Here is a 25,714-nt window from a genome sequence, read left to right as displayed (position 1 = left end):
GCGACATTGTTTGCCCTGGCGAACATCGTCAGGCTGGATCAAATGATCCGGGCACAGGGCTAATCCGCCCGAAAACAATGAAAGCGGTTGAGCCCTACCGTTTTCAAGTGTTTTTTGATGAATAACTCATCAATATTGGTGATCAAGCTGGTTTTATTCGCTCAAAGCAGGAAGTTATAAAATGGCTTGGGTTGTTCGCATCTTCCCTAGTTATCTTTGTACGATTAGACAACTCTGACATTAACTTAGTTCCAGTCAGCAAGTAACGAGTATGAGCACATAACACATATAAGCCTTCATAAATTCAGTTGTATATGATCTATATTTAGCTCTATAATTAGACCTTAAAAATGACCTTAATGGAGGCATGAATATGAGACAAGTATTAGCGGATTGCTCGGCAAGTATCTCAGAACTAAAGAAAAACCCAACAGCTCTCTTGAATGATTCAGAAGGTTCACCTATTGCTATTTTAAATCACAACAAGCCTGCAGCCTATCTAATTCCAGCTGAAACCTATGAGTGGATGGTTGAGCTCATTGATGATTATCAGCTGGCACAATTGGTGGAGCAAAGGCTAAAGGACAAAGAGCAAGCTGTGGAAGTGAATATTGATGACTTATAAGCTGAAATTTCTTCCAGCGGCACTTAAAGAATGGAAGAAATTAGCTCAACCTATTCAATCACAGTTTAAAAAGAAGCTTGAAGAGAGGCTAATAAATCCTCACGTCGCATCTGCGAAGCTGAAAGGGTATGAGAAAGTATATAAGATCAAGTTAAGAACCGCAGGATATAGATTAGCTTATGAGGTAATAGATGATGAGCTTGTCGTTTACATATTAGCGATAGGCAAGAGGGAGAAAAATTCAGTCTACAGAACTCTTAATAAGCGAGTTAACTATTAACATGCACATAACAAAAAAATCGTGTTCGTGCTGCGCACCGGACGAAACCTCCCCCGCTTTTCTGGACACCTCATTCCTAACTCAATGAGGTGTTTATATGACGACTTACAGACCAGACAAACCCACGCGGAAGTTCTGTAATGAGTATAAGGTCAGTGCTGTTCGGCTCACTTTTCAGCCCGGCATTATGATTAAGGACGTCGCCCAGTCACTGGACATTCATCCTTTTATTTTGTCTCGTTGGCGCAAAGAATATTTTGAGGGCAAAATTGTGGCCGATGAGCGTAAAGTCTCCAAAAAACTGGTGAGTGTTCCCAGAAAGAATGAGATGACCGACAGTGAACGGATCAAGAAGCTGGAGCATGAGGTCACAGCACTTAAAAAGGAGAACGATTTCCTAAAAAAGTGGAAACGGTTTCTTGCGAAACAACGAAGGCAAAATTCCAGTTTATAGATCGTTTTGGAAAGCGCTGGGGTATTGGTTTTCTCTGCGGGAGACTCGGTGTATCTCGGAGTGGTTTTCATGATTGGAGAACGCGAAAGCCTAGTTTGCGTAAACAAGCTGATGATCGTTTACTCGAACGTAAGTAGTTAACCAAATGAAATCATATTTTCTGACTGAGTGGACAGTCACTCTCGGCAACTTGCTCCTGCGTTGCTCTACCTCCTGCATCCATGCAGTCGTACTGCGTTACAACTCCGGTCACATAGCTAAGGCTATACTCCCTGCGTTGTGCCTTGCATAGTAACTACCCACTCAGCCAGAAATATTCGATTCCAAATGGTCAACTACTTATAAGGGCCATATTTAAAAAGAGTCAGGGCCGATATGGTAGCCCGAAAGTGTTTATGGCTCTTCGTAAAAAAGGCGTAGAAGTAGGCCGTAAGCGCGTTGAGAGACTAATGCGTGAAGCTGGTTTGATTGCGCGGGTTGCCTGCATTTATCGCAGAAAGCCTCGGCCACAACGGGCTTGCGACCCTGTGCCCAATATCCGTAAGGGGCGGCCAAAACCAACAGCGGTGAACCAACACTGGACATCCGATGTCACGTATTTAAAGATCCAGGGTCGGTGGATGTTTCTCGCAGTAGTGATGGATTTGTACTCCAGGCGAGTGGTTGGCTGGTCACTGAAAAACCATCGAACAGCGGCTTTGACAAAGGCAGCTCTACTCATGGCTATTCGCAAACGTCGGCCACCGAAAGGGCTGTTGTTTCACACGGATCAGGGCATTGAATACCGGGCAAAGGACATTCAAAACATACACACTCGCTATGGCTTCATAGCCAGTATGAACAGAGCGTACCACTGCACTGACAATGCCGAAATGGAGTCATTCTTCCACTCATTGAAAGGTGAATTCTTTACGGGAACGACCTTCCGCAGTGTGCATCATCTGCGTGATAGCATAGCGGGATACATTCAGCATTTTTATAACCGGGCTCGATTACACTCGAGCCTTAATTATCAATCTCCGGTAGAATACGAAGCGGCTGTTTAGCTGTAGAAGGGTGTCCATTTTATCGGGGGAAGTTCATGCACGAACTTACCTACTAATTGCACAATTTACCGACTCTATTCTAGGCACTACGCTAACAAGGTGATAGACGTCTATGAGTAGTTAATATTTTCATGACGTATCAGCACTTTAGACCGCAATACGATGTGGCGCTTTTGCCAGAGATATCTTTTCTGAAAAGCTCCTGCAGCTCATTGATATAAATAATGTTTTCAACTGCTATCCCCTTATTAGCGTAGTGCCTAGGACTCTATTGCCTCTGTCTCACTACTTTCAAGTTTTCTGTATAGCAATCCAAGTACATCCCATTTGTGCATGGACCATGACGGTGACAGTAAATACTGTCGCTCACCAGAGCCGGTTAGCCGGTGAAACAACAAATCTTCCGGTGCCCTGTTAATCATTTCTGCCAGAACATCTGTATAAGATTCCATTGTCAATTCAGTGACTTCACCATGTCGCCATTGTCGTGCAAGCTGTGTTCCTTTAACAATATGCAACGGGTGAATCTTGATTGCATCCACACCCAACGCGACAACTCGATCGAAACTGATCAGGCTTTCTTCAGGCTCTTCACCGGGTAAACCAACGATGAGATGCGTACATAGTTTTAAGCCGTGTGCTTTTGCTCTATTGACCGCATCGACGTAATCATCATAAGTATGACCACGGTTGATTCGTTCTAGCGTGTGATCAAAGCTGGATTGTAGACCAAGCTCAAGCCAGACTTCATAACCTTGATGCTGGTAGGTTGCCAGAAGTTCAAGAACAGGCTCAGGCACACAATCGGGCCGAGTGCCTACTGCAATGCCAATGATTCCCGGTTGAGCCAGCGCTTCATCATAATAGCGTTTGAGATCTTCTACTGAACCGTAGGTGTTACTGTAGGATTGGAAGTAAGCAATAAATTTTTGCGCACCGGTTCTGGCACTGACTTTTTCTTTTGCCTGTGCAATTTGATCCGATATCGCACCCGCTTTGGTACTACCCGGGCTGAATGACGCGTTATTGCAGAACGTGCAGCCGCCAATACCTTTGGTGCCGTCACGGTTTGGACAGGTAAATGATGCGTTGACCGAGACCTTATGGACTTTCTCTCCATATTTTTGCTGGAGATAGCGACCAAAAGTGTTTACGTAACGAGTCATGTCCATAGGCGATTATTGTCAGCTGGAAAAACAAGACAACATAACGGCTAACAGAAAATTCGACTATACGGAGTTCAACGCATGGGTTATGGGTATTGCCTAACCAGAGCCTTTCTTCATTCGCTCGAGCGCTTCCTGAACTACGGCTTTGGCTTCATCCTGACAGGCCTGCATGGCATCGGGGTCATCCGGGGCTACCCGCCATTCAATGATCCTTTTGGCCAGCTTCCGCGCCATCACGCCCACTAGGTCATCAAGGTAGGTTTCATCAAACATGGCCAGATGCATAAATCTCAAATGTACTAAAAGCTGCTCTGGCTTATCAGGTTCTTTCATATGGATGGCAAAATCGCCGGCATCTGAGGTACTTTGGCTGATCGTTAACGTAAAATGCTCACCACTCATGGCTATCTCCCGGCTGTACTAAATTCAGTTGTCGGCGATGCCTCCGGTGGCTTTATGAACATCCAGACCAGCTGTCAGCCCATTCGTCCAAATAGCAGCAATTCCGACCAGTTCTGCCGAAATCACCTGTATCGGGCGCTCTCCCATGGCTAGACTGTGAGGAAGGTAACTTTTGCCCGTAATCAGCGATGGAGCGCACGAGCATGTCATACATTACCAATAAGAATGTTGAAAACCTGCCAAATGATGATCAACAGAAAGTTCAGGATGTTGGGTCTGTAGATAAGGTAGATCCAATGCAAGCTCAGGCTTTCTCGGATCTGGTGAAAGATAAAGAAGACGCTGAACTGGCAGATGCGGCAGAAGCCACAGATGAAATCACACCTGAAGAGCTACAACGACAGATCAGGGATAATCTGTTCAGGAATGGTTTCAATAGAGCCATCGAAAGAGCCCGGGAGATGGCAAAAGAAATGAAGGACGGTTGACACTAAACCTCCCCTTCTCAACGTTTACAGCGCATTTAAGAAACTTAATAAACAGAGCTGGCCTGTTAGAGCGTCTTTTCTTTCGATGTAAACATCGTTAAGGTCCGAATCGACGTTCACCCAGCCTTTGTATTTAGCCGTTACGGGGTGTAGCCAGCATGTCGATAGGATCGTCGAACGTAGTTCCGTTTGATTCGACCGGTCTTGAAAAGCCGTCAGGCACCCTTCCGTTTTCCGAACTGAACGAACTGGCCACTGACCACCTTTCCCCCAGCATCGATAAACTCAAAGAAGCACTTCTTCGTCACCTGGATCTGCACATGGAGGATCTTGATAACAATCAGGACATCATGCGCTGGGTTGAAGTGAAAAACCGCCTTAAACAAAACGGTGATCAACTAAGATCCTGTTTTCTGACAGAGCTTCGCAATGATGACTACAAAGAAGCAGAAGCAAGTTTGGAAACGCTGACTCTGGAACTGTTGGACAATGAAGAACTGGAACACAAACTGCTCTGGCAGAAGGCTACAAAGCTCTTTGAAAAATACAAAAGCGCGGAGCTAATCAGCCATATCAACCTGACCCTCAATTCACTTTACCCTGACTACAAAGGCACCTACCCCGCTATGCCAGAGCGGATTTGCGAAAGTTTCTCAATTGCCCTCAAAAGCCTTTCACCGGAAAGAGATATTGAAGAGATGTTTTTCACATGGTTCTCATCTCACCTGCAGTCCCCTATGGAAGAGTTACTGGCCAAAATTGATTCGATCATCATTGAACGGGGTTTGGAAATAAAAGCGCCCCCAAAATTCGCAGCTGCCCCCATTCAAACTCAAACCGCGGCCACTCCAGCCAACAGCTCCGGCTCAACAGGGGGAGGAGCTCAACCGTCTGGAATCATCTCGGGAAGTTCGCTTTCAGATCTAAACGACACGGTACTTTTGGACTCATTTGCAGATCGTCTGATGTCTCGGTTAGAAGGCATGTTAGCTGAAGGTGAAATCATTTCTGAAGGCAAAGGTGCCCGTGTTCGTACGGTTGATCTTACCCGCGTACTGACGTGTATTCAGTCTGAAATTACATTTCAAAATCAATCCATTGATAATTTGCACTACTCGGTGACTCAGGCGCTGGAAAATCAGGGGATTAATTCAAAACTAACCCGTCACCATGAAGATCTGATCAACATGATTGGCTGGCTGTTCGAGTTCATTATTGAAGACCACCAGCTTCCAGATGAAATCAAAAAAATTCTCGGCTTTCTACAGATTCCTGTTTTAAAAGAGGCCATTCAAGATGACAGTTTTTTAACCAATCATGACCACCCTGCCCGGGCATTACTCAACGCAATAACTACATCAGGCCTGGAACACTGCACAGAGCTAAATTATAACCACCACGTATATATGTTAATTGAACATACAGTTCACTCAATCATTAGTAACCATTGTGAAAACCCAAACATATTTCAGGAAGCGCTCAAGGAGTTTCACCATAATCTAGACCTGATTATTAACCCAGCTGAAGAAATCAAGCCAGATCTGGAAGAAGAAAACCTATTGATTGAAGAGCAGTCTCTTAACGATAACACGGTTGAAGTTGACATATCCTGGGATGAACTCTTTGTTGACGAAACGGATAAACAGGTTAAACATCAGGAACAACAAGTTATAGACGACAGTACACCAATGGATATAGACGACAGTGAGCCACCAGATGTAGACGACAGAGAACCTAATAAGCTAAACGAGTTACAACAGACAGAGTATGATTTCGATGAAGATAGCGAAGAAGAAATCATCCTTTCAAGAAATCCAAAAGAAAATGATAAGGAGGACATATTATTAGACTTACTGGATTCTGCGCATCCAGAGGCTGTTACTGAAAGAAAAAATGAGCCCATCATTATTAAAGGTTTACAGCCTGGCCAGTGGATTGAGTTTGTGGGCAAAGGCAATTCTCACCGATTCCGCTGCAAACTGGCCAAACTCAGTAAAGACCGACATCGGTATATCTTTGAAAATAGCTCAGGTATGCGAGTAGCTGAAATTTCAGGCTGTGACCTTAAAAAAGAAATTGAGAGCGGTTCTATCGTTATAGAGCAGGATAACCCTGTATTTGACCGTGCGATTCAGGCCGTAATGCATCGATTCAAGAAACGATAAGTTAAAGCGATAGTGTTCTAAGGCGACTAAGAATCTTATCGGAACAGGTATTTAACTATGTTAAATCTGGATTATTTAAAACAGATTGCTGATGGCGATGTAGAGCAGATTAAAGAGCTGCTGACCACTTTTTTCCTGGTAACTCAAGAAGACTTAGTCAACCTGAAAACGGCCATCAATAATCAGCAAGATTCGTTAGTTGCCAGTATTGCCCACCGCATTAAAGGTGGGGCGCTTATTGTTGGCGCAAGCCAGTTAACGACATTGGCAGCAGAATTGGAACAGTGCGGTATGGCACCAGAGCAACAACGCTATTCAACCTTATTTGAACAGATCGAAACCTGTTTAAATAACTTGAAAGAACACTGCGAAAATTTGTCAGACTGATTTATCCGTCAAACTGAACAGCCGAAAGCCCACAATCACAGAAAAAGCTTGAACCGGTGTATTTAAGACCGCCTTTAGTATCTGTGACGCCAGATCACTACCCTGAATCAAAAAGCTGGTCACTGCCTGAAATCCAAACAACAAAACGAGTAATAAAACGAACACGGGAAGTAAAAGCCTTATTTCTCCTTTCGTTTGTGCAAAACTGCCTTTGATGGCATCTAATGGCTGCTCACCGTTCAAAACCACCCGATACTCCACAAACATCAGTTTATAAAGCAAAAACAGCCCCGGCAGAATATAGAGCCCCATGCCCACCAATGTCGCCAGAAGCACCAGCATGTAACTCGATACCAGTGGTAAATATAGGCTCCTGGCCTGAGCAAAACTGCCCATAAGGCTGAGCGTATTGCCGCGATCCCGACTCGCAATAAAGCAAATCACAGTCCCTGTAGCCAACGGTTCGATCAGTGATGAAACCAACAGTTCAATAGAGCCGCTGCTTAAGGCTTCATCACTGTGAATTTGACCAGTCAACAGATAGCCCAGCACGGTTGAAAACAGTGCTGTCAGACAAAACACAGCGGTGATGCTAACGCCATAACGAGAGAAGAAATAAAGGGACTGGCGAACTGGTGACATGCTTTTCCAACCGAAGCGATAAGTACCCAACCCTATGCAATCATATATTTCATAGGGTTGGGTACTTAGTTATACAAAAGACGATCTTACCAAGGGATTACGGAGCCGTCATAGCTAAAAAACTGACCGCTATTCTTCAACGACAAATTATCGATCACTTTGCGCATACCACTCACTGAGGTATCTGCCGTAATCAGCGCATTTGGCCCACCCATATCGGTTAACACCCAACCCGGATGCAGAAGGCCAACACTGATACCTTGCGCCTTCAAATCAATGGCCAGACTTTTACCTACCGCATTCAACGCTGCTTTAGCGGACCGGTAGATATAACTGCCGCCTTTTTGATTGTCACCCATACTGCCCATTTTGCTGGACATAAACAGAATCTTTTTATCCCCACTGGCGGCAACCTTTTCCACCAGCGCCTGAACCACCATCAACTGCGCAACTACATCAACCTGCATAACCTCCATCCATGGATCAGAAGTTACCTGATCCCAGGATAATCCGGCTGGCCCATAAATACCGGCATTATTGATCAGGATATCCACCGGCTCCTCAATCACATACTTCAGATTTTGAATCATCCCTGGTTGGGTGATATCAAGGGGAACAAGCTCAAACTGGCTACCAAAGGCTCTTTTCAATTCCAGCAAGCCCTGAGACCGTTCCGGCGAACGAGAGCAGCCATACACTTTGGCTCCTGAAGCAAGGTACTGCTTGCACATTTCCAGCCCAAGCCCACGGCTGACACCTGTAATCACCACTACCTTTTCCATAATACCTCCTGCTCATCATAGAAATCTCATTGTTGGCCGATGCAAATAGTTATACCTGCAATAGCCTGAATTCGCTATTGACGTTCAATTAAGAAAGATAATCATCAGGCCAGTGTAAAATGCCCAATAAAATACCAGGTAGTCATAGCCACCCCATTAAGCATACTAACAATGATCAGAGTAAATCTGTTGAATCTGGTCGGCTTGGAAAACAGCACGTAGCTCAAACAGAGCCCAATGAATATCTGGATAAAGATGCGCTATCACCAAATGGACCAGAGCTGACCACACGTAAAGTAACTCAACAACATCTGGATATGGTTCTGAGCCTTGCTAATGAAAAGAAGTGGAAGGCTTTATCCTCCGCTATAGATGTGCATGGTCAAACAATAAGCAGCATTGAACAGATTATTGAAACGCTCCAAGATCATAAGGTTGAGCTACCTGCCAATCTTCAGAATCAAATCTGCCAGCAATTTGGCAAGCTATCCGCAATGATCAAAGCAGTCACTTTAAAGAGCCTCTTACCTGAAGAGCCTCAGCAAGAATTAGAAGCTTTGCATTATTATCTGGGTGGACATCAAAAACCGAACGGTGTCACTGGCACTCTGGCAAGATTTGCTATTGATGACTTTATAGAAACACACAACCTGCATTCCGCAGATCGACAGCTAGCGGTGGAGCACATGTCGGCCACCATTTATGAGGTCATTCTGTTGAGAGTCATGGCATTGCAAGAGATAGTGAAAAGACAGAGTAACGATACTCAATACAAAGATTGGTTGAAAACATCCCATCACGAAATGAGCTTAGAATACAACCATCTGCAATCAATAAAACTAAAAGCGTAGTTACAAAAAAGGGGCCGAAGCCCCTTTTTTCACAACTGCACGCCCATCACACCAGCAACAATACAATCGTCGCCAAACTCAAAATCAACGTTCCACCATAGCAAGCAGCTTTAACCCAGCCAGCCGGGTGGAAACCCAGATCGTGAGAGCCGTGATAAACACGGTGGATACACGCCCAGTAAGACGGCACCAGCGCTACTATCAGAGCGATCTTGCCAATCCAGCTCTCCAGAAAGAAACCAGACATACGTTCATAGGACAACGCTTCCGCAGGAATGATTTCCAACGGCACACCTAAACCAACCACAAAGATAATGGCCGGAAAGAAAAAGGCGATGGTCGTACCACCAGCACCGAACAGACTCCACAACAGAGGTTCAATATGACGCTTCTGACTCATGTTCCCTCTCCTTATAGTCCGAACGTAGCTGCAGCCAGAATCACCGCAGACACCACGGCCAGTCCAACGTACATCAGCTTGTTAACCACATGATCTTTAACCATTTTACGCAACTGTTGAGGCAGAACCCGTGGGGTCATCTCAAAGTAGGTCACTGCGTGATAAATGGTCAGACCCAGCGTCACCACCGTGAACAGAATCATCAGTGGGTTAGCCTGAAGATCAAGCCAGCTGTTCCAGCTTTCTTCACCACGGACCAGCTGTACCAGACCAAAAAACAGGTTCAGACAGTACAGGCCATCGAAAAACGCAGAGGATTCCCGAACCATGTAATTGCGGTAAAAAGGATGATCCATGTACCAGGTGCGCTTCATGGGGCGCACATAAGGGCGGCGACTCATCACTTATCTCCTTTACGTGGCATCAGGAAAGAGAGCGCCCAATCCTGGGAACCCTGCAGTTTGTTCTGGTTGATGGCGGCAGCCGGATCAACGTTCTTCGGGCAAACTTCTGAACAGTAACCCACAAAAGTACAAGACCACACGCCGTCTTTACCCTGAATCACTTCGGTACGCTGATCGTAACCTTCATCACGGCTGTCCAGGTTGTAACGATGACCCAGTGCGATGACGGCAGGACCAGTAAACAGTGGGTTCAGACCCATCTGCGGACAAGCGGAGTAGCACAGCATGCAGTTGATACACATGGAGAACTGCTTGTACAGACCCAGCTGCTTAGGCGTTTGCTTATTCACGCCCTCTTCAACCGGTTTTTCCATGGCATTGATGATGTATGGCTTAACAGATTCCAGCTTCTTGATGAAGTCGGCGGTATCCACCACCAAATCCTTCTCAATCGGGAAGTTCGCCAGCGGCTCAACCTTGATGGTGTTTGGATAATAATCCCGCAGGAAAGTCTCACAGCCCAGTTTTGGTGTGCCGTTAATGACCATACCGCAGCTACCACACACCGCCATACGGCAAGACCAGCGGTAAGACAACGTAGCATCCAGCTCGTCCTTGATGTGCTCAAGGGCGTCCAGCATGGACCAGTCTTCGTTGTAAGGAATATCGAACTTGCCAAACGTTGGCTTGTCATCGGTCTCCGGGTTGTAGCGGAGAATCTCGATGGTAATGGTTTGGTTACTCATGGCCTTACTTCCCTTCCTTCTCAGCTGCCTGCTTTTCAGCAGCAGCGCCGTATACACGCTCTTCTGGCTGGAAGCGGGTCACGTTAACGTCCTGGTATTCCAGACGTGGCTTCGCATCACCATTGAAATAGGCGACAGAATGCTTCAGGAAGTTCACGTCGTCTCGGGCTTCAAAACCGTCGATACGCTGGTGTGCACCACGAGATTCTTTACGCTCGACACCACCAATAGCCATACACTCAGCCACCATCAGGGAGCTTTGCAGTTCGAAGGCCTGGAGAAGTTCGGTATTGAATACCTTACTCTTGTCTTCTACTTTTACATTCTTGAAGCGGTCACGAAGTTCGGAGATCTTATCCAGACCCGCCTGCATCTCTTCGCCGATACGGTAGATACCGAAGTTGTCTTCCATGGTTTTCACCATTTCGTGACGCAGGTGAGATGCTTTTTCGGTACCGTTAGCGTTGCGCAGACTTTCGATACGAGCCAAGTGAGCACGCGCCTGATCAACCAATTTACCTTCGTCAGACATTACGTTCTGAGAAGCAAAATCAGCGGCACTTTCACCTGCCACTTTACCGAACACTACGGTTTCCGCCAGAGAGTTAGAACCCAAACGGTTAGCGCCGTGCATACCCACGCTGGCGCATTCACCGGCAGCAAACAAACCAGCGATATCGGTCGCACAATTGATGTCGGAACGAATACCACCCATGGTGTAATGCACCGCAGGACGCACCGGAATTGGCTGGTGAACCGGATCAACGCCCAGATAGTTTTTCGCCAGAGAGCAGATCAGCGGCAGACGCTCCATCAGTTTCTGTTCGCCAAGGTGACGCAAATCAAGGTGAACAGCGTCGCCTAGTGGCGTGTCGATGGTGCGACCTTTACGTTGTTCTTGCCAGAACGCCTGAGACAGCTTGTCCCGCGGGCCCAGCTCCATGTATTTGTTCTTTGGCTGACCAACCGGCGTTTCTGGTCCGAGACCGTAATCCTGCAGGTAACGATAGCCGTCTTTGTTCAACAAAATACCGCCTTCACCACGACAACCTTCGGTCATCAATACACCAGAGCCTGGCAGACCGGTTGGGTGATACTGAACGAACTCCATATCTCGCAGCGGTGCACCAGCGCGCAGCGCCATGGCATGACCGTCACCGGTGACAATAGCGCCGTTGGTATTGAAGCGGAAAATACGACCAGAGCCGCCGGTTGCAAAGACAACAGACTTAGCCAGGAACACTTTAGGTTCACCGGTTTTCACTTCGATAGCCACAACGCCCTGAGCACGACCATCTTCCATGATCAGATCAGTAGCGAAGAACTCATCGTAGCGTTCGATGGATGGATACTTGGTAGACGTCTGATACAGTGTATGCAGCATGTGGAAGCCGGACTTGTCCGCCGCAAACCAGGTGCGTTCAATCTTCATACCACCAAAGGCACGAACGTTAACGTCACCGTCGTCTTTACGGTTCCATGGGCAGCCCCAGTGCTCCAGACGAATCATCTCTTCGGTAGAGTGAGAAACGAAGTAATCGACCACGTCCTGATCGCACAGCCAGTCACCACCGGCAACGGTGTCAACAAAGTGGTTTTCCAGGGAATCGTGATCCTGAATAACACCGGCAGAACCGCCTTCGGCAGCGACGGTGTGACTGCGCATCGGGTAGACTTTGGAGATCAAAGCCACTTTCAGTTCCGGATTTTTTTCAGCAACGGCAATCGCAGCCCGCAGCCCGGCGCCACCGGCACCGACAATGGCTACATCAGCCTTTATGACCTGCATACGCAAACCTCTAACGCCTTATACCGCATCATTGAGCGCAGTCTTCGGCTTCTTTGGAGTTTTATGAGAAGGGTTAAAAATTCAAGAAAGGATTTTATAGGAGCTGGACAGTAATGCTATTGATGCAGAACAAAAATACACCAACTTTTCGGAAAGCCACGATAAAATCGGGCTCCTTATATGCGTATATAACTACATCCTATTCACCATTGAATGAACGCACAAGATTATAGACACTACCTATTGATCTGAATCAGTTTTCGCGACCATTTCAGCCTCTCTTGTTCTGGCCGCAATGGATTTCAGGCTGTCAAAACGCTTCTGCAGCGCTTTCAGTTGCACCTCAATGCTGGTATCAACCACACCAATCTCACTTTCCATGATGCAGTCTCCGGCAGACAATCGAGGATCTGCCACCAGATCAATAAAACCAACACCTTTATAATCTGCCAGAATTTCATTCAATCGCGCCTGTACTGCACTGTAATGGGCAGGAGGTATACGGACAGTGACGTGCTTTTCACTTCTAACATGCTGTAACGCGTTTTTAACCAGATTCACAGCTAACTCTTCCTGGTTAAACTCGCCGATAATCTTTTTGACCCCGGAGAGTAAAATATTCGCCAGCGTGTCTTCTATATCGGAAAGGTAATTAATCGTCCGACTCACCACTTTTAACATATGGTCAGTCTGATCTTCACGGGCCTTGGTCATTCCCTCTTTATAGCCCCGTTTTTTTTCGTCTTCGTAGGCCTGCCTGGCCTCTTCTTTTATTTTCTCAGCCTGCTGATGGGCAGCCTGCATGATTTCATCCGCTTCAAGGTATTCAACGTAATCATTGGCCTTGAGCACTTTGCAGTTTGGATCCAACTCCAAACGAACGTTGTTCAGGATAACAGGTGCCGCCACTGTCGATTCACCTCTTTATGTGTTTTTAAAAGTAGAGAAATGCATTGAGGACTGGTAAGACCGGTATCGGACGGCTTACTCAATGGGATCTGCCAGCTTCTTGGCATTTTCATGATCAGCCGCTGCCTGAAGGCTTCTGGCACGTCTGAAAATGCAGAGGCCATGACACTCTGTCCGGTTGAGATCAAGTACGCCTTAAAACGATCAAGATTACCCCAATCGATCAAGATACTCGGACCCGATTTCACAGAAGTCCTACTGATAAACTGAGCCTTCTTCACGGCAAATCGGTAAGCATCTTCGCCAAGGCACTGCTTCAATGCCGACCTTTCTTCTCTGCGCACGACGGAACGAATCACCTCTTCATTAGTGACCAGCCCAATATAAAAAGCCAGTTGTTCAATCTCTGCTGCACTGGCAAAGACTACCCGCTTATCAAACCGTCCAAAATCAAAATCAAATGCGCCTTGAAGATTGAACTTTTTCAGCAAGTAGGCGGAAAGACTGAAATGCGCTGCCGGGTCTGACTTCAGTGACTCAATAACTCGAAAATTTTCATCTTTCTGAAGCCAACTGGGATGCGCATACCGAACAGGGTAAAAGTTAAACTTTATGGCCAGATTAAACAAACTTTGTCCACTGTCGTCCTGCCTATTACTTTGGCTATTCATGGCCTAACTCACTCTGACTGTGCTCTTTTTCGTTGCTTCTGAGCATCGATCCAATATACATAGCCTGTTGCCACAGCTGCGAGGAGGAGCAGAATCAATAATGCGTATAAACCCAAGCGGAATATACCGGCAGAACTTGCGGGCACTTCAACAAATAACACCGTTTCTGTCGACGACGTATTGGAAAAAGATTCATTCAGACGGGTCGCTGGAAATATTGAAACCGAAATTTTCTCAAGCGATAAGCCTTCAATACTGTTAGCAACCAGTGTTTTCACTTTAGGTATGAAACCTGCCAATTCCAGCTCTGTGGTGTACTTAATAAATACTGAGGCTGATGAAGGATAAGTCACGTCTGTTAAGCTGTCTTGTTCTTGAGGCAGAACAACATGTACCCGGGCAACCACGACACCGTCGATCATTGACAAGGTAGACGACAACTCCTGAGACATGGAATAAGTGTATCTGGCTCGCTCTTCGGTTGGAGAAGAGATCAAACCATCTTTAGGGAATATGTCACCAATAGAAGAGTATTTTTCCTTGGGGTAGCCATAGTTGTTTAACACCCTGATGGATCTGGAAACATCTTCTCCGTCCACCAATAGCGTCACCACTTTGTCTTTATCTATCAGCTTGTCACTGGAAATACCGTTATCCATGAGAATAGCCAGCATTTGATTGCCTTCTTTCTCATCAAGACCTGAATATAGCTCTACTTTACATCCCAGCAAGATAAGGCTGGAAAAAACCACCAGTATCAGCCTGAAGCTCTTGAGAACCCCCTGTTTCATATGAGGTGACCCTATCGATGTTTAATTGAATTCTACCTCTCTGTTAACGGCCAGGAGGTAGAAAACTTATCAGAAGGTCGGGATAGATTAAGAATAAATATTACTGGTTACGTAGAAGTGTATCGAAGGTTTGAGTGCTCTTACTGACAATTTTGCCAATATAATCCTCAGTAACCATCAAGTTCGTCATAGCTAGTTGAGTATTAAACATATCTTTCATACTCATCGCCTCTCCGGGAGCAAGGTGCCCCTTAACCAGATCAGCCCTGTCTTCAACATGATTCCTCAGCCCTTGCATACCCCTTAGTACTTTGTCACCAAGGGTTAAACCTGGATCATCAGCAATGACACCTTCCGCGGCAGCCGTTTCATAAGCTGCTTGAGGTGGACTTTTAAGATCACCGGAAACCAACTCGGCAAAACGCCCTGCAGAATCATCATCCGGTTGATCCGATGTTGACAAGCCTTCTTTGGCTTTATCAAAAGCCTTATCACCCAAATCACCGGGTTTGGTAATTTTATCAACCATAGCAAGAGACCTCTGAGCTTTATTCAGTTCTGAGGTACTGCCTCTCTCCCGGGGAACTGGATCGTTTTGGAATTAAAATATACTGATTTACTTATCAGGTTAGCTGATCAAGCTTGGACATCAGATACTGAATGGCTTTTTCCACACTAGGGCGGTCAAATTCATTATCAACCAAAAACAAACCGATAAATAATTGATTATCTTTAAGCCCAACCTGCAATGGCCATGCATAACTGTTTGTAAAGTGACACCCTTTCAAGGCCTTTTCCATGACTGGCAAGGGGTTAAAAGCGTCAATATCCCGGTGTAGATACATTAAAACACCGTCTTCTTTTTGCTCCATGTATAAAGAGCCACTTCGCTCATACTCAAAGCAAATCACGCCCTCTGGACCAAAGTTCAGCCCACTGACCCCCATTCCATTGCCAACATCTGCAAGGACTTCATCCTTCCAGTCCATTATCTTCTCCTTTTAAAATCTCAGTTTACTTCAGTGTCATCCCCGAAGCCTTCATCGAAATTATCATTTCCGCTCTGATCATCTTGCCCCTCTGACTGATCATCATCGGGCTGAGGGTTTTCGCCAGCAGCGCCATCATCATTAAAGCTCCCGGCATCAGGACTGAAATCAACATCACCTTGATTATATACGGGGCCATTATCTTCACGCTCGCCTTCAAAATCTGAATCAAAACCATCATCAACATCCATATCAAACTTGGTTTTTTTAGCCGGTTTAACAATGGATCTGAGTTCCTGGGGCCTGCCAGTTGTTCTAGCACGTTGAATTTTCAATGTATTCTCATCATTAGCATCATAATCCTCGGCTGCTGCTCCTACTGCAACCCCAGCCTCATACGCATGAACAGTGACTTTTCTCAACTCGAGTTGGTAGAACTGCTTCATACCTTTAGAGCGGTTATTAATCTTAGTCTTCATGTTTCTATCAAGTGCCGTAATAGATCTTCGAAGATCTTCCAACTCATTCTGTAATTTTGTAAAGTCCACACTTTTGAACTGTTTAGCGCTTTGCGTTTCTAATACGTCAATAGCAGTCTGAACCAAGTTATTTATCTCTTCCGGCGTTTTATCATTCAATATTTTATCAGGAGGAATAAGGTTAATAGCTTCCTTTTGACCATCCGGAATAATGTGTACTTTCAAACTACGAGCAACACTTTTTCCCCTTTTCTGGGTTAAGGCCTCCAGGGTCTTCAGGACTTCACCTGGCCCATTTTCCTGAGCACGTTTAAGGGCATCAACAGCGCTATCGAACACATATTTTTCACCATTCAGCTGTTGAATTTCATCGGCTCGCTTAAGCTTTACGTCCTGAATCTCAACAAGCTTTTCATCAGAAAGCCCTCTGTAAGATTCAGGTTCAGAAGCACTGACATTTGTGGCGCCCTCATTTCCACTATTGGCTTCCACCGCAGATTTTTTTGTATCCGCAGCTTGAGCCGAACTCTTCTGCAGCACACCTTGCATTTTATTTTCAGAAGATGAACCGGAAAGATCGTAGCCCATCTGATGCGCAATATCACTGAGGATCCCATTACTCTGCACATCAATTTCGCCAATGATGCCATCTTTATTATCAATGGGTTTATCTGAGCCTTCTTCCTGAATCACCAGTGAATCCTGAACCTCCTGAACCGCAGAAACCATTTGCTGCTTGGCTTCTACGTTGACAAATATTTCTTCAGGTAACATTCGCACTGTTTCAGCCGTTTTATTCATAAAGAAAATTTTTGCCTGAAGCTCATTAACATTCATCTCTTTAGCTAAACCGGAAAAATCAGCTTCTGTAATCCACTGCCTATCTATAAGGCCAAGAATACTTCCGAGATATTCATGAGCAGCAAGCTCTAAATTGAAAGGTGCCCTGGCAATCTGCTCCTGAGTTTCGACACAATTATCATGAACACCCACCAGAACTTTCAGTTTCTGCATATCATCAAGTATCGCTTTTAAACGTGTCCCGGATGTAGACTTATCAACGCAGGCCAAGTCCGTAGCAAGAAGTTTAAGCTGAATATCCACTGCGGTTTCAAAGTTTTTTGAACCATGGCGCTTATTAATCTCAACATAAGCCTGATTGAGGCTTTTGTGATCTTGAACATGATCCTGATATTCACGGCGGGTTTCAGGAATTGACATCAGCCCCGTTTCATCAGAGAGCCTAGCCGCCTCTTCAGTAAGGTTCAGGCCAATTTGAATGGCCTGTCTATTATCTCGCTTGAGGTTATCTACCGCCGAAAAAATCTCATCCGCTGAGCCTTTCCCATTAGCTTGTTCAGAAGCCATTGCCGCTTCATATAAAGCAATATACTGATGAAACACATCCGGGAATTTTTCTTCAGCCTTTTTTTGATAATCTCTGCTGGTCAAATTAGGTTGATTAATTAAATCATTTTTGAACTCATCAATACCATCAATTTTCTCAACTGCCTGAATTTTACGCATTAACTCAAGCATATTTTCTTGATGTGAATCGTTCTGACCAACTTCTCTTTTATCCCATTTTTTGAACTTTGTCAGAGCCTGTGAGATTTCTTCAGCAATATCAGTACTTGCCTCTAAAGCACTTGTTTGTTTAAGCGCAGTTACATTATCACCATTAGATGCAGTACCTGTTCCAAAGCTACGCTGCTTTATATCGTCTGGAACGTCAAAGAATGCTTTGTTCGTAGGTGCCTGAGTGGCGATCGAGCTTGGGCCATCTGCAATTGCCATAGCGTCCTCTGCTGTTGCATAGCCAACCCTCCTGGTTGGCTATTCCTGATAACAAATAGGCTTAATCGTAAAAATTAAACCCGTGTTGTTGATTTTAGAGTTTCAAACCATGAACGAATAATTTCATCCATTTTACTTTGAACATTTCGGATCATATCCTGATGCATGTTCAGGAATTCGCTGTCAGATTGAGCCGCATTGTCATAAGTTTTCTGTATTGCTTCTCGCACTTTAATTTCCGCCTGATCCATCGTGGCCGTATAATCCAATCCGGTTTTAATAATATCACCCATACTGGTGATACTACTGCCCAGGGCGTTACCAATAGCTACCTGAGCTTGTCTAACGCCATCAGTCACACCCTTAGCTGACTTAACTGCAAAGCCACCCTGTGCTGCAGCGGCAGCCATCTTTGCACCGGCACTGACGAATCCAGCTATGGCTGTTTTAACGGCGGCATCTTTCATTTTTTCGGCTTGAACAAGAACCTGCTGTTTGGATGCTTCATAGTTGATCGAGCGGCTTGTTCTCGCATTTTGTCGCTGCTCTACACTCATTTTGTGGAGCAACTCCATCACAGCAAACATATCAACTAGCTGTTCAAGAATTTCTGGGCCAAACACTTGGTTAGCCGACAAAGTATTAAAGCCAATAGCTGCAGATTTCAGTAAATTACTTTGCTCACTGGACGCGCTTTCCAGTAATTTTTTCTGTTCTTTCAGCTTTAGATTATCACTATTGCTCAAGATCGTTTCAGCCTGAGCATCCGTGAATCCCATTTTCTTTAACAATGCAGCCTGCTCAGAAAATCCTGAACTATCTAGAGTTCCATTCAACAGACCGATCAACTTGTCTATCTGTTGCTGCTGAAAACCCAGGGCCTTCAATAGTTCTTTAGCCCCCGCCCCCGACTGATGCAAAGAAGCAAGACTATTGCCATCATCATCAGGATTGGCCATAGATAACAATGCATCTATCTGGCTATCACTGAAACCAAGGCTCCTCAGCACCGAAGCTTTAGCGTTAAGGCTTCGGGCGCCTCCATGCAGTGACGCAAGAGAGTTTCCTGCATCATCCGGATTAGCCAGAGACAAAAGTGCTTCCAACTGAGCATCACTAAAGCCAAGCGCCGCTAAAACACTCTCTTTTCCTTTGGTGTTATCCAGCCCTTTTCCTTGGAGATTATCCACATACTCACTGGTTTCAAGAAGTGCTGCTGCATGCTGCTGTAGCTGCGCAGTCTGCTCCGGAGTCACTTTTCCACTGACAATATTACTCAATAATGCACGTGTAGATTTAAGAGACTCCTCAGCATGCTTGCTGATTTCTGCAATTTTGACCGACGCCGACTCAAGATCAAGCAACGATGTGTCCCCAGGAGTTTCTAATTGAGGCGCCACTTCACCTTTGCTATTAATAAACTCATTTGGAGCCGCACCCCTGCTAGAAACTGTCAAATCTTTACCGTCCAGCTGACCACCGGAGACCCTTTCTTTACCTGGAAGCTTTCCAGCATCAAGAATAGGTGCCTGTTGTTGAGTATGGTGTAAAGCACCTGAATTATTTACTTCAGTCATACGTTAACCTCCTGTCGACATATATGTCTTTTCAATTTTATGATTCAATATCCCTGATGAATCTACTGAACTTAGCCTTTAACATAAGATAGAAGTTTTATCTTTGTATCATGGTTATCTTTGAGAATGCTGGCGATAGTAGAATAGCCCTGCTGAAGCTCTTCGACGACTTTCTGAATATCCTCTACAAACTCATCAATTAACTGCTGATTTCGAAGAATAAATGCATGGATTTCTTTGGACTCTGCCCTAAGCATATCAGCCTCAAACTGATATTGAGTGCTGACAGCACTGGCAGCACCATCTGCGAACAATGTAGCGGCTCCCGCCACCTGCCCCCATCGAACCAACTTTTCTGCCATCGCAGCCAGTTTTGCAGATTTCGCTGCAACTGAAGCGCCCGTTGACGCAGTGGCAGCTACTTGTGCTCCTTTAGCTGTTGCTCCCGCAGCATTTGCCGCAGTAGATGCACCAGAAGCAGAGTAAGCGGCTGCTGCAGCGCCAATCGTCAAAAGTGCAACCACAACACTCCAGGCAATAGTCAAACCCAGCTCGCCATCTTCACCAGCCCAGTTGGTCATAAAGTTAGTGCCGCTCTCTGACGAGGCCAACATCAATACCATGACAGCTACCGCAGCAATCATAAGGCCTGCAGCCAAACCGCCGGTAGTAGCAGTAACCACTGCCGCAATGACGGCCATAATTGCTAAGCCAATATAGCTAAATATCCGACCAACCATGCCTGACTTTTCGGCTTCTTTAGCTTTCTCGACCGACTCTGCAATTTTTTTGATGCGTTTTTCCGCTAACTGCTCTCTTTCAACCTGCAGTGTTTTTATCGTTTCTTGACTAAATACCAAACGGTTATTTTGCAGCTTGGTTTGTATCTCCATCAGCATGAGGGAAGCTGCATCAACATCCAGTGTTTTACCTGTACTCAAATGCTTATTGGTAAATGCTTGAAGGCTGGCTTTTATGTCATCAAGAACTTCTGGTGGTCCACCTTCAAGGCCCGCAAACTGAGTCAACACATCACCGAAGAGATCATGCAGATTCTGCAATGATGGATCGCCTTGAAGTTTACCAGACAACCTGGCTGAGAATGAGTGCATGGAGGACAATGAATTATCAACATCATCCGGATTCGCAAGAGACAGAAGACCATCAATAAGCGCATCACTGTAACCTAGTGAGTGCAAATGCTCCCTGTTACCCTGAATAGTGCTGATATGCTTTGCCAGAGGGTTCAGCTTTTTCAATGCTTTATCAAAAATCTCCTGCCCCACCTGCTCCAGCTGCACACCGGTTAAAACTTCCTGCCCTTTGCTGCCGGGCTTGAAAAAGTTCGTGAGCTCTTTCAATACTTCAACTTCTTTCAGAACCTTACCTGAAGGCGAGTCAGCACCTTCAGCAGGTGGTTCAATCCTTACAGTACCGGCTGTAAAGTCAGCATCTTCCTTCGGTGCAGCCAGTGAAGCACTGTTCTGATTTGAAAAACCCCGATCAACCTTATCTTTTTGGTTCAGCTTACCAAGCCTTTCTGCTTCGGCTTGATCTGTCCCCAATATTACAGAAGGGTTGGTATTGTGTTCCGAAGGTACAGAACCCTGTGGAATGGAAGACGACATACGAATACTCCTTTAAACGTTATTCCAGGTTTTCCAGCATGTTTTTTGCACGCTCAATATCTTGAGCATAATCAGTACTTTCACCAGCCCAATCCATGGAGGTTTCATAGGCAATTTTGGCTTTTTCTTTGTCACCCTTACCCATATGACAATCTCCGATATAAATCATTGGGCGGGGATCGTCAGAGTCCAGCAAGGTAGCAAATGAAAACACTTCTATAGCCTTATCAAACTCTTTTTTCATTTGCTGACAGGCACCAAGACCCATAAAGTATTTACGGTTGAAGTGATCATAAAAGCAGAGAAACTGAAAAATCTGTTGAGCCTCATCATACTTCCCACTTTGATAGAGGTTATAGGCCACAGAATAGATTGCCTCCATGGCATCGTCACTCACGTCTTTTAAATCTTTAAACGTGCCTCCCTTTGAAAAGAAGCCCATTAATTCATCTTCAAAGGTTTCGCCATTCAGTTCATTATTATTCACGTTCGCCCCTCCTTGAAATCAAACATGCTATAAAAACCACCCTAGCTTATAACTTTTGTTTTCATGCAGTTATCTATCTCAAATTCTGAATAACAGAACTGACAGACTGGAAATATCGGTTAATAAAGTTACTTAGCAGTTCAAAAGTTTGGTTGTATTTATTAATTGTTTGTTGAAGACGAGTTGTATCTAATTGGGACTCACTGGTCAGTGCTTCAATTCTTCCCTTTAAAGACTCTATGTTCACATCCCAAAGCGAAGAGTTATAGCGAAGTCCTGATGGGCCTATCGGGAGCACCGGATCACCGGGATATATTGTTCCGCCACCTGCCCAAGTCGCCCCTAAAGCACTAAAAGCATCACCAAGATCGGTTGAACCAAGAGTATCTCCTGCATCACCCGAAGTACCTGCTGCAGCTTTAAAATTTCGCGCCACTGCCAAAGCAGCATTTCCGCGCTCTAACAAATCATTTCTTTCTTGAATTGATTGAATCTGATCTTCCAGCTGCCCCTGCAGAATATCAGCCCTTGCACTCAGCACTGACAGCATCAACGCATCAAGGCTTGGTCTGGTCAGATCAACTGTTTCGCCCTGCATAAAGGATCGAACCTCAGAAGCCCCAGGCCCCAGATAATTATCACCACTCCAGTTGCCGGGATCACTGACTTCCTGAACAAGAGCAACCGGCGCCTGAAGATAGATCAGATCCTTGGTGGCCTCATTTAACTTTCCTCTGTATCTCAGAGCATTCAAAGTCTCTTTATTAACTGTATGAAAGTGCTGTGGCTCTAATGAGCTACCTTCATCATCAGCTAATGACAGGAGTGCTTCGATCTGTTGATCGGAATACCCTGCTGCTCGCAAAGTATCTAAGCGGTCAGTGTTCAGTTTAACAATATACGATCCTGAACTGCCACCGTTCCCTGTGCTTGGCTCCGCACTGGGAGTAGATCCATCTACTGGAGCACTCATAATTAATTCCCTGCTGGTTGAGTAAAATAATTTAATTAAGGTAAAAGTTTCGTTTATGCTTCAGATCAGTAGCTTCTAACGATCAATAAACGCAATTTAATTTCCGATCACTTATCAAAAAAATCAAACTAAGATTTCTTCTCATTAACAACCCAATTACCAATCAGCTCAGTTATTTTTGTTTTCAACCTCTTACCCCTGAACTTAACACTCGACATTTTTTCTTCAAAATAAACATTATCGCTAAATGTTTTAACTATCTTCTTTTTTACTGAACTCTTGTTTTCGCTAGCAAGCCATTCCGACTTAACAGCTTCCACTTTCAGAATATCTTTAGCATGACTCAACATGATAACAATCAACACCTTCATCAAGTCTTTAGCATTTTGTGAGTCTGCACTTTGAATACGACCTAGCGAACTATTTGGGTTTACCTCAAATTCACCCAACTTTGAGATAAGTTCAGTTCCAAGCCGAAGAAGAGCCTCCCTAATCTTATCATTTTGTGGATCATTAATATCAAAACCAGTTTTACTTTTAAATAGACCCCAGAAATTTCCGGCAACAAAACCTTCTTCATCTTTAGCTATAGCTTCAAATTTATTAAGACCCTCTCTTATTTTTTTCATCTTTTCTGTGGTTAAACCAGAATTTTCATCTCCCTTCGAACCACTTTTACGTAAGCCTTTTTTCCTTTTTACAGAACCGGTGTAATCTGAACTTTGATTTGAAAGTGGTGAAACTAACTCTTTAGGGCTGTCATCACCAAGACCTGAATCTCCATCTTGTCCAGACCCTTTAACAGGCTCTGCTGCTTTTACTAAATCATCAAATTTATCTCTGAGTTCTCCCGCAGCTTGCTTTACCCGTCCAAAATCAAACCCATCGTCACTTAGATCCAAACCATTCAGCCGTTCTCCATTTCTCAAACCTTCAGACTGAACAGGAGGGTTTACAGAACCGGTTTTACCTGAGGCTGGTGGATCAGGCCTGTCATCACCAAAACCTGAATCTCCATCTTGTCCAGACGCTTTAATAGGCTCTGCTGCTTTTACTAAATCATCAAATTTATCTCTGAGTTCTCCCGCAGCTTGCTTTACCCGTCCAAAATCAAACCCATCGTCACTTAGATCCAAACCATTCAGCCGTTCTCCATTTCTCACACCTTCAGGCTGAACAGGAGGGTTTTGTCTCTCTAAAACGGGTTTCGCTTCTTCTATAACAGGACCTTCAACATCATCCATATTTGAAATCACAGGCGGTTTGATTGAAGTCGCTGGACTATTGGTTAATACACTTGCTTCATATTCTTTCAGTGCTTTCCAGACATTACGTGTCATATCAGTGGCTTCAAGCTTTGCCATCTCATCTACTCCGGTAGACCACCGATCACGTTCCGGATCAAGAGATAAGAACTTGTCTGTAAGACGGTTGTGATCAGGCAACCATTTGCTTTTGGGTAATGCTTTAACCAGGTCGATTAACCATGGTCCCACATGCTCTGCTTTCGGACGCAATATGGCTAAGATTTTTCCCATTTCTTCATCCATCGTCTCCATCCGTGTCGCTTGCTCTGCAAACGAATGAGATTCAGCCTCAAGAGGCTCTCCAGCCAACGCTTTAATTTTATCCAAAGACAGACCAAGTTTATCAAGCTCTGCTCTTAAAGCATCAGAATCTTCGATGGGGAGCACTTCACCAGGAGCAAGAAAATTTTCCCTAAACTCCTTAAATTTGTCCTCGTCTTTCAATGAACCAAGAGCCTTATCAACCCACTCATAAAACTCATCTAAGGCGAATGGATGTACAAGGTCTTCCTTACTTTGAGATATTTTTTCTGCTTCTGAGCGTTTAAGACGGATGGCTGGTTCAACTTTCCCTTTACGGTGCAGCTTGAAAATATTGCCATTACTTAATTCCTTTTCAGCAGCATTGGATTTAGCAGAACCTGAGCTCGCATCAACCTTATTAGCATCCTTGCCACTTTTACCATCTTTTCCATCTTTTCCATTAGCGCCTTGATGATCCTTCGGGTTCAGCATGCCATCCATTGCGTAAAATAAAAGAATCGACATATTCATTGTGGTCACAATATAACCAACAGAAAAAGCACCGATAAGTGGTAAGCCTGCCAGCCCGCCAGATGCAAACATCAAGGCAAGGCCTAGAACAATACCCAACGTAATCATGATCGGTAGTTTGTGTTTTTTCGCAAAAGCCACTATTTTCGATAAGCATTTTCCCATACTCGAAAGCGCGGACTTAAATAAGCCCTTCTCAACTTCTGTTGGCGCTTCGGATTCATCTGTCGCTATAGCTGGATCAACACTAATATCCAAAACGCCTGTTTTAGGATCAAGCTTGGTAGAAGGAAAGTTTTGGGTGGGTGGTTCAACCTTAAAAGTCCCTGGTATGTCACCTTCTTCCTCAGAATAGTAATCGGAGTCATCATCTAAGTGAGAAGGTTTATGCGGCTGCTGGCTCTCAAGAACTGCTTTGGACACACCTTCTGCGCCATGCACTTCATCTGGAATTTCCTGATCATAAAATCCGTCATCAGACTTTGGATCCGCTATAGGTGCTAATTTGACACTTCTACCAGTAAAAGCAGATGAAACTCCCCTAGACCCAGAACCTTTAGGCATATGATTGACCACAGCACCAGGAGACAAAACTTCAACCTTTTTGTCACCAAGCTTAACTGCTGATTCTTTACGTCCTGTTGGAGGACTTGGCGGTGGAGTTGGGGCACCTGAAGTTACCGATGTCATAAGAAAATCCCT

General features: G+C 45.0%; 28 protein-coding genes. 8 read left to right on the top strand and 20 right to left on the bottom strand.

Annotation, left to right across the window (positions count from 1 at the left end):
- The first annotated feature begins 373 nt into the window (after nucleotides 1-373).
- From Q1B11_RS10760 to Q1B11_RS10745, 4 genes are all read left to right on the top strand, one after another.
- Nucleotides 374-625, top strand: coding sequence for a type II toxin-antitoxin system Phd/YefM family antitoxin (locus Q1B11_RS10760; protein WP_299732019.1), 252 nt, complete (start codon nucleotides 374-376; stop codon nucleotides 623-625).
- On the top strand, nucleotides 615-905 hold the full coding sequence (locus Q1B11_RS10755) for a type II toxin-antitoxin system RelE/ParE family toxin (RefSeq protein ID WP_299732016.1): 291 nt from the start codon (nucleotides 615-617) through the stop codon (nucleotides 903-905). The genes Q1B11_RS10760 and Q1B11_RS10755 overlap by 11 nt, the downstream gene beginning before the upstream one ends.
- A gap of 97 nt (nucleotides 906-1,002) precedes the next feature.
- On the top strand, nucleotides 1,003-1,359 hold the full coding sequence (locus tag Q1B11_RS10750) for a transposase (RefSeq protein WP_299732013.1): 357 nt from the start codon (nucleotides 1,003-1,005) through the stop codon (nucleotides 1,357-1,359).
- A 284-nt stretch (nucleotides 1,360-1,643) separates the two neighbouring features.
- On the top strand, nucleotides 1,644-2,405 hold the full coding sequence (locus Q1B11_RS10745) for an IS3 family transposase (protein WP_299732010.1): 762 nt from the start codon (nucleotides 1,644-1,646) through the stop codon (nucleotides 2,403-2,405).
- Between the two features lie 260 nt (nucleotides 2,406-2,665).
- Here the strand turns inward: Q1B11_RS10745 and Q1B11_RS10740 are convergent, their stop codons facing one another.
- The 3 genes from Q1B11_RS10740 to Q1B11_RS10730 form a co-directional block, all read right to left on the bottom strand.
- Nucleotides 2,666-3,571, bottom strand: coding sequence for a TIGR01212 family radical SAM protein (locus tag Q1B11_RS10740; protein ID WP_299732007.1), 906 nt, complete (start codon nucleotides 3,569-3,571; stop codon nucleotides 2,666-2,668).
- Between the two features lie 99 nt (nucleotides 3,572-3,670).
- Nucleotides 3,671-3,976 carry a hypothetical protein gene (locus Q1B11_RS10735; protein WP_299732004.1) on the bottom strand — a complete coding sequence of 102 codons (306 nt, stop codon included), beginning with the start codon at nucleotides 3,974-3,976 and terminating at the stop codon, nucleotides 3,671-3,673.
- A gap of 24 nt (nucleotides 3,977-4,000) precedes the next feature.
- A complete protein-coding gene (locus tag Q1B11_RS10730; protein WP_299732001.1) occupies nucleotides 4,001-4,186 on the bottom strand; it encodes a hypothetical protein in 186 nt (61 codons plus the stop codon).
- Here Q1B11_RS10730 and Q1B11_RS10725 point away from each other — a divergent pair.
- The 3 genes from Q1B11_RS10725 (at nucleotide 4,180) to Q1B11_RS10715 (ending at nucleotide 7,016) form a co-directional block, all read left to right on the top strand.
- Nucleotides 4,180-4,464: a hypothetical protein gene (locus Q1B11_RS10725; protein ID WP_299731998.1), complete on the top strand. Its 285-nt coding sequence runs from the start codon at nucleotides 4,180-4,182 to the stop codon at nucleotides 4,462-4,464. The two genes, Q1B11_RS10730 and Q1B11_RS10725, sit on opposite strands and share 7 nt — an antisense overlap.
- Before the next feature lie 158 nt (nucleotides 4,465-4,622).
- Nucleotides 4,623-6,629: a DUF1631 family protein gene (locus Q1B11_RS10720; protein ID WP_299731997.1), complete on the top strand. Its 2,007-nt coding sequence runs from the start codon at nucleotides 4,623-4,625 to the stop codon at nucleotides 6,627-6,629.
- Nucleotides 6,630-6,686: 57 nt separating this feature from the next.
- Nucleotides 6,687-7,016, top strand: coding sequence for an Hpt domain-containing protein (locus Q1B11_RS10715; protein ID WP_299731995.1), 330 nt, complete (start codon nucleotides 6,687-6,689; stop codon nucleotides 7,014-7,016).
- Here Q1B11_RS10715 and Q1B11_RS10710 read toward each other — a convergent pair.
- The gene (locus Q1B11_RS10710; protein ID WP_299731993.1) at nucleotides 7,008-7,658 is read right to left on the bottom strand and encodes a hypothetical protein; all 651 of its coding nucleotides are present in this window, start codon (nucleotides 7,656-7,658) and stop codon (nucleotides 7,008-7,010) included. The two genes, Q1B11_RS10715 and Q1B11_RS10710, sit on opposite strands and share 9 nt — an antisense overlap.
- Nucleotides 7,659-7,744: 86 nt before the next feature.
- Nucleotides 7,745-8,440, bottom strand: a complete 696-nt coding sequence (locus Q1B11_RS10705; protein WP_299731991.1) for an SDR family oxidoreductase — start codon at nucleotides 8,438-8,440, stop codon at nucleotides 7,745-7,747.
- A 119-nt stretch (nucleotides 8,441-8,559) separates the two neighbouring features.
- On the opposite strand from Q1B11_RS10705, the gene Q1B11_RS10700 reads away from it, so the two are divergent.
- A complete protein-coding gene (locus Q1B11_RS10700) occupies nucleotides 8,560-9,291 on the top strand; it encodes a hypothetical protein (protein ID WP_299731989.1) in 732 nt (243 codons plus the stop codon).
- A 46-nt stretch (nucleotides 9,292-9,337) separates the two neighbouring features.
- Here Q1B11_RS10700 and frdD read toward each other — a convergent pair whose 3' ends face one another.
- The 15 genes from frdD to Q1B11_RS10625 form a co-directional block, all read right to left on the bottom strand.
- Nucleotides 9,338-9,691, bottom strand: a complete 354-nt coding sequence (gene frdD, locus Q1B11_RS10695) for a fumarate reductase subunit FrdD (protein ID WP_299731987.1) — start codon at nucleotides 9,689-9,691, stop codon at nucleotides 9,338-9,340.
- 11 nt (nucleotides 9,692-9,702) lie between these two features.
- Entirely contained in the window at nucleotides 9,703-10,092 is a 390-nt protein-coding gene (locus tag Q1B11_RS10690; RefSeq protein ID WP_299731985.1) for a hypothetical protein, read from the bottom strand.
- On the bottom strand, nucleotides 10,092-10,841 hold the full coding sequence (locus Q1B11_RS10685; protein WP_299731982.1) for a succinate dehydrogenase/fumarate reductase iron-sulfur subunit: 750 nt from the start codon (nucleotides 10,839-10,841) through the stop codon (nucleotides 10,092-10,094). The genes Q1B11_RS10690 and Q1B11_RS10685 overlap by 1 nt, the downstream gene beginning before the upstream one ends.
- 4 nt (nucleotides 10,842-10,845) lie before the next feature.
- Nucleotides 10,846-12,630 carry a fumarate reductase (quinol) flavoprotein subunit gene (frdA, locus tag Q1B11_RS10680; protein ID WP_067518759.1) on the bottom strand — a complete coding sequence of 595 codons (1,785 nt, stop codon included), beginning with the start codon at nucleotides 12,628-12,630 and terminating at the stop codon, nucleotides 10,846-10,848.
- A 240-nt stretch (nucleotides 12,631-12,870) separates the two neighbouring features.
- The gene (locus tag Q1B11_RS10675) at nucleotides 12,871-13,539 is read right to left on the bottom strand and encodes an HrpE/YscL family type III secretion apparatus protein (RefSeq protein ID WP_299731978.1); all 669 of its coding nucleotides are present in this window, start codon (nucleotides 13,537-13,539) and stop codon (nucleotides 12,871-12,873) included.
- Nucleotides 13,518-14,210 (bottom strand): SctK family type III secretion system sorting platform protein, encoded by a 693-nt coding sequence (locus Q1B11_RS10670; RefSeq protein WP_299731975.1) that lies wholly within the window; start codon nucleotides 14,208-14,210, stop codon nucleotides 13,518-13,520. Before Q1B11_RS10670 ends, Q1B11_RS10675 begins: the two co-directional genes overlap by 22 nt.
- Before the next feature lie 8 nt (nucleotides 14,211-14,218).
- On the bottom strand, nucleotides 14,219-15,001 hold the full coding sequence (gene sctJ, locus Q1B11_RS10665) for a type III secretion system inner membrane ring lipoprotein SctJ (protein WP_299731972.1): 783 nt from the start codon (nucleotides 14,999-15,001) through the stop codon (nucleotides 14,219-14,221).
- Between the two features lie 100 nt (nucleotides 15,002-15,101).
- Nucleotides 15,102-15,530 (bottom strand): EscI/YscI/HrpB family type III secretion system inner rod protein, encoded by a 429-nt coding sequence (locus Q1B11_RS10660; protein WP_067518767.1) that lies wholly within the window; start codon nucleotides 15,528-15,530, stop codon nucleotides 15,102-15,104.
- Nucleotides 15,531-15,624: 94 nt separating this feature from the next.
- Nucleotides 15,625-15,990, bottom strand: a complete 366-nt coding sequence (locus Q1B11_RS10655; RefSeq protein ID WP_299731967.1) for a hypothetical protein — start codon at nucleotides 15,988-15,990, stop codon at nucleotides 15,625-15,627.
- Between the two features lie 20 nt (nucleotides 15,991-16,010).
- The gene (locus tag Q1B11_RS10650; RefSeq protein ID WP_299731964.1) at nucleotides 16,011-18,266 is read right to left on the bottom strand and encodes a TyeA family type III secretion system gatekeeper subunit; all 2,256 of its coding nucleotides are present in this window, start codon (nucleotides 18,264-18,266) and stop codon (nucleotides 16,011-16,013) included.
- A gap of 74 nt (nucleotides 18,267-18,340) precedes the next feature.
- Nucleotides 18,341-19,843, bottom strand: a complete 1,503-nt coding sequence (locus Q1B11_RS10645; protein WP_299731961.1) for a hypothetical protein — start codon at nucleotides 19,841-19,843, stop codon at nucleotides 18,341-18,343.
- 71 nt (nucleotides 19,844-19,914) lie between these two features.
- On the bottom strand, nucleotides 19,915-21,471 hold the full coding sequence (gene sctE / locus Q1B11_RS10640; protein ID WP_299731958.1) for a type III secretion system translocon subunit SctE: 1,557 nt from the start codon (nucleotides 21,469-21,471) through the stop codon (nucleotides 19,915-19,917).
- Nucleotides 21,472-21,490: 19 nt separating this feature from the next.
- Nucleotides 21,491-21,958 (bottom strand): SycD/LcrH family type III secretion system chaperone, encoded by a 468-nt coding sequence (locus tag Q1B11_RS10635; protein ID WP_299731955.1) that lies wholly within the window; start codon nucleotides 21,956-21,958, stop codon nucleotides 21,491-21,493.
- A 73-nt stretch (nucleotides 21,959-22,031) separates the two neighbouring features.
- The gene (locus Q1B11_RS10630; protein WP_299731952.1) at nucleotides 22,032-22,931 is read right to left on the bottom strand and encodes a hypothetical protein; all 900 of its coding nucleotides are present in this window, start codon (nucleotides 22,929-22,931) and stop codon (nucleotides 22,032-22,034) included.
- Nucleotides 22,932-23,059: 128 nt separating this feature from the next.
- Nucleotides 23,060-25,702 carry a hypothetical protein gene (locus tag Q1B11_RS10625; protein ID WP_299731950.1) on the bottom strand — a complete coding sequence of 881 codons (2,643 nt, stop codon included), beginning with the start codon at nucleotides 25,700-25,702 and terminating at the stop codon, nucleotides 23,060-23,062.
- Nucleotides 25,703-25,714 lie beyond the last annotated feature (12 nt).

The sequence above is a fragment of the uncultured Endozoicomonas sp. genome (assembly GCF_947495845.1).
Taxonomy (GTDB): Bacteria; Pseudomonadota; Gammaproteobacteria; order Pseudomonadales; family Endozoicomonadaceae; genus Endozoicomonas.
This window is presented reverse-complemented; position numbering and strand designations above follow the sequence as displayed.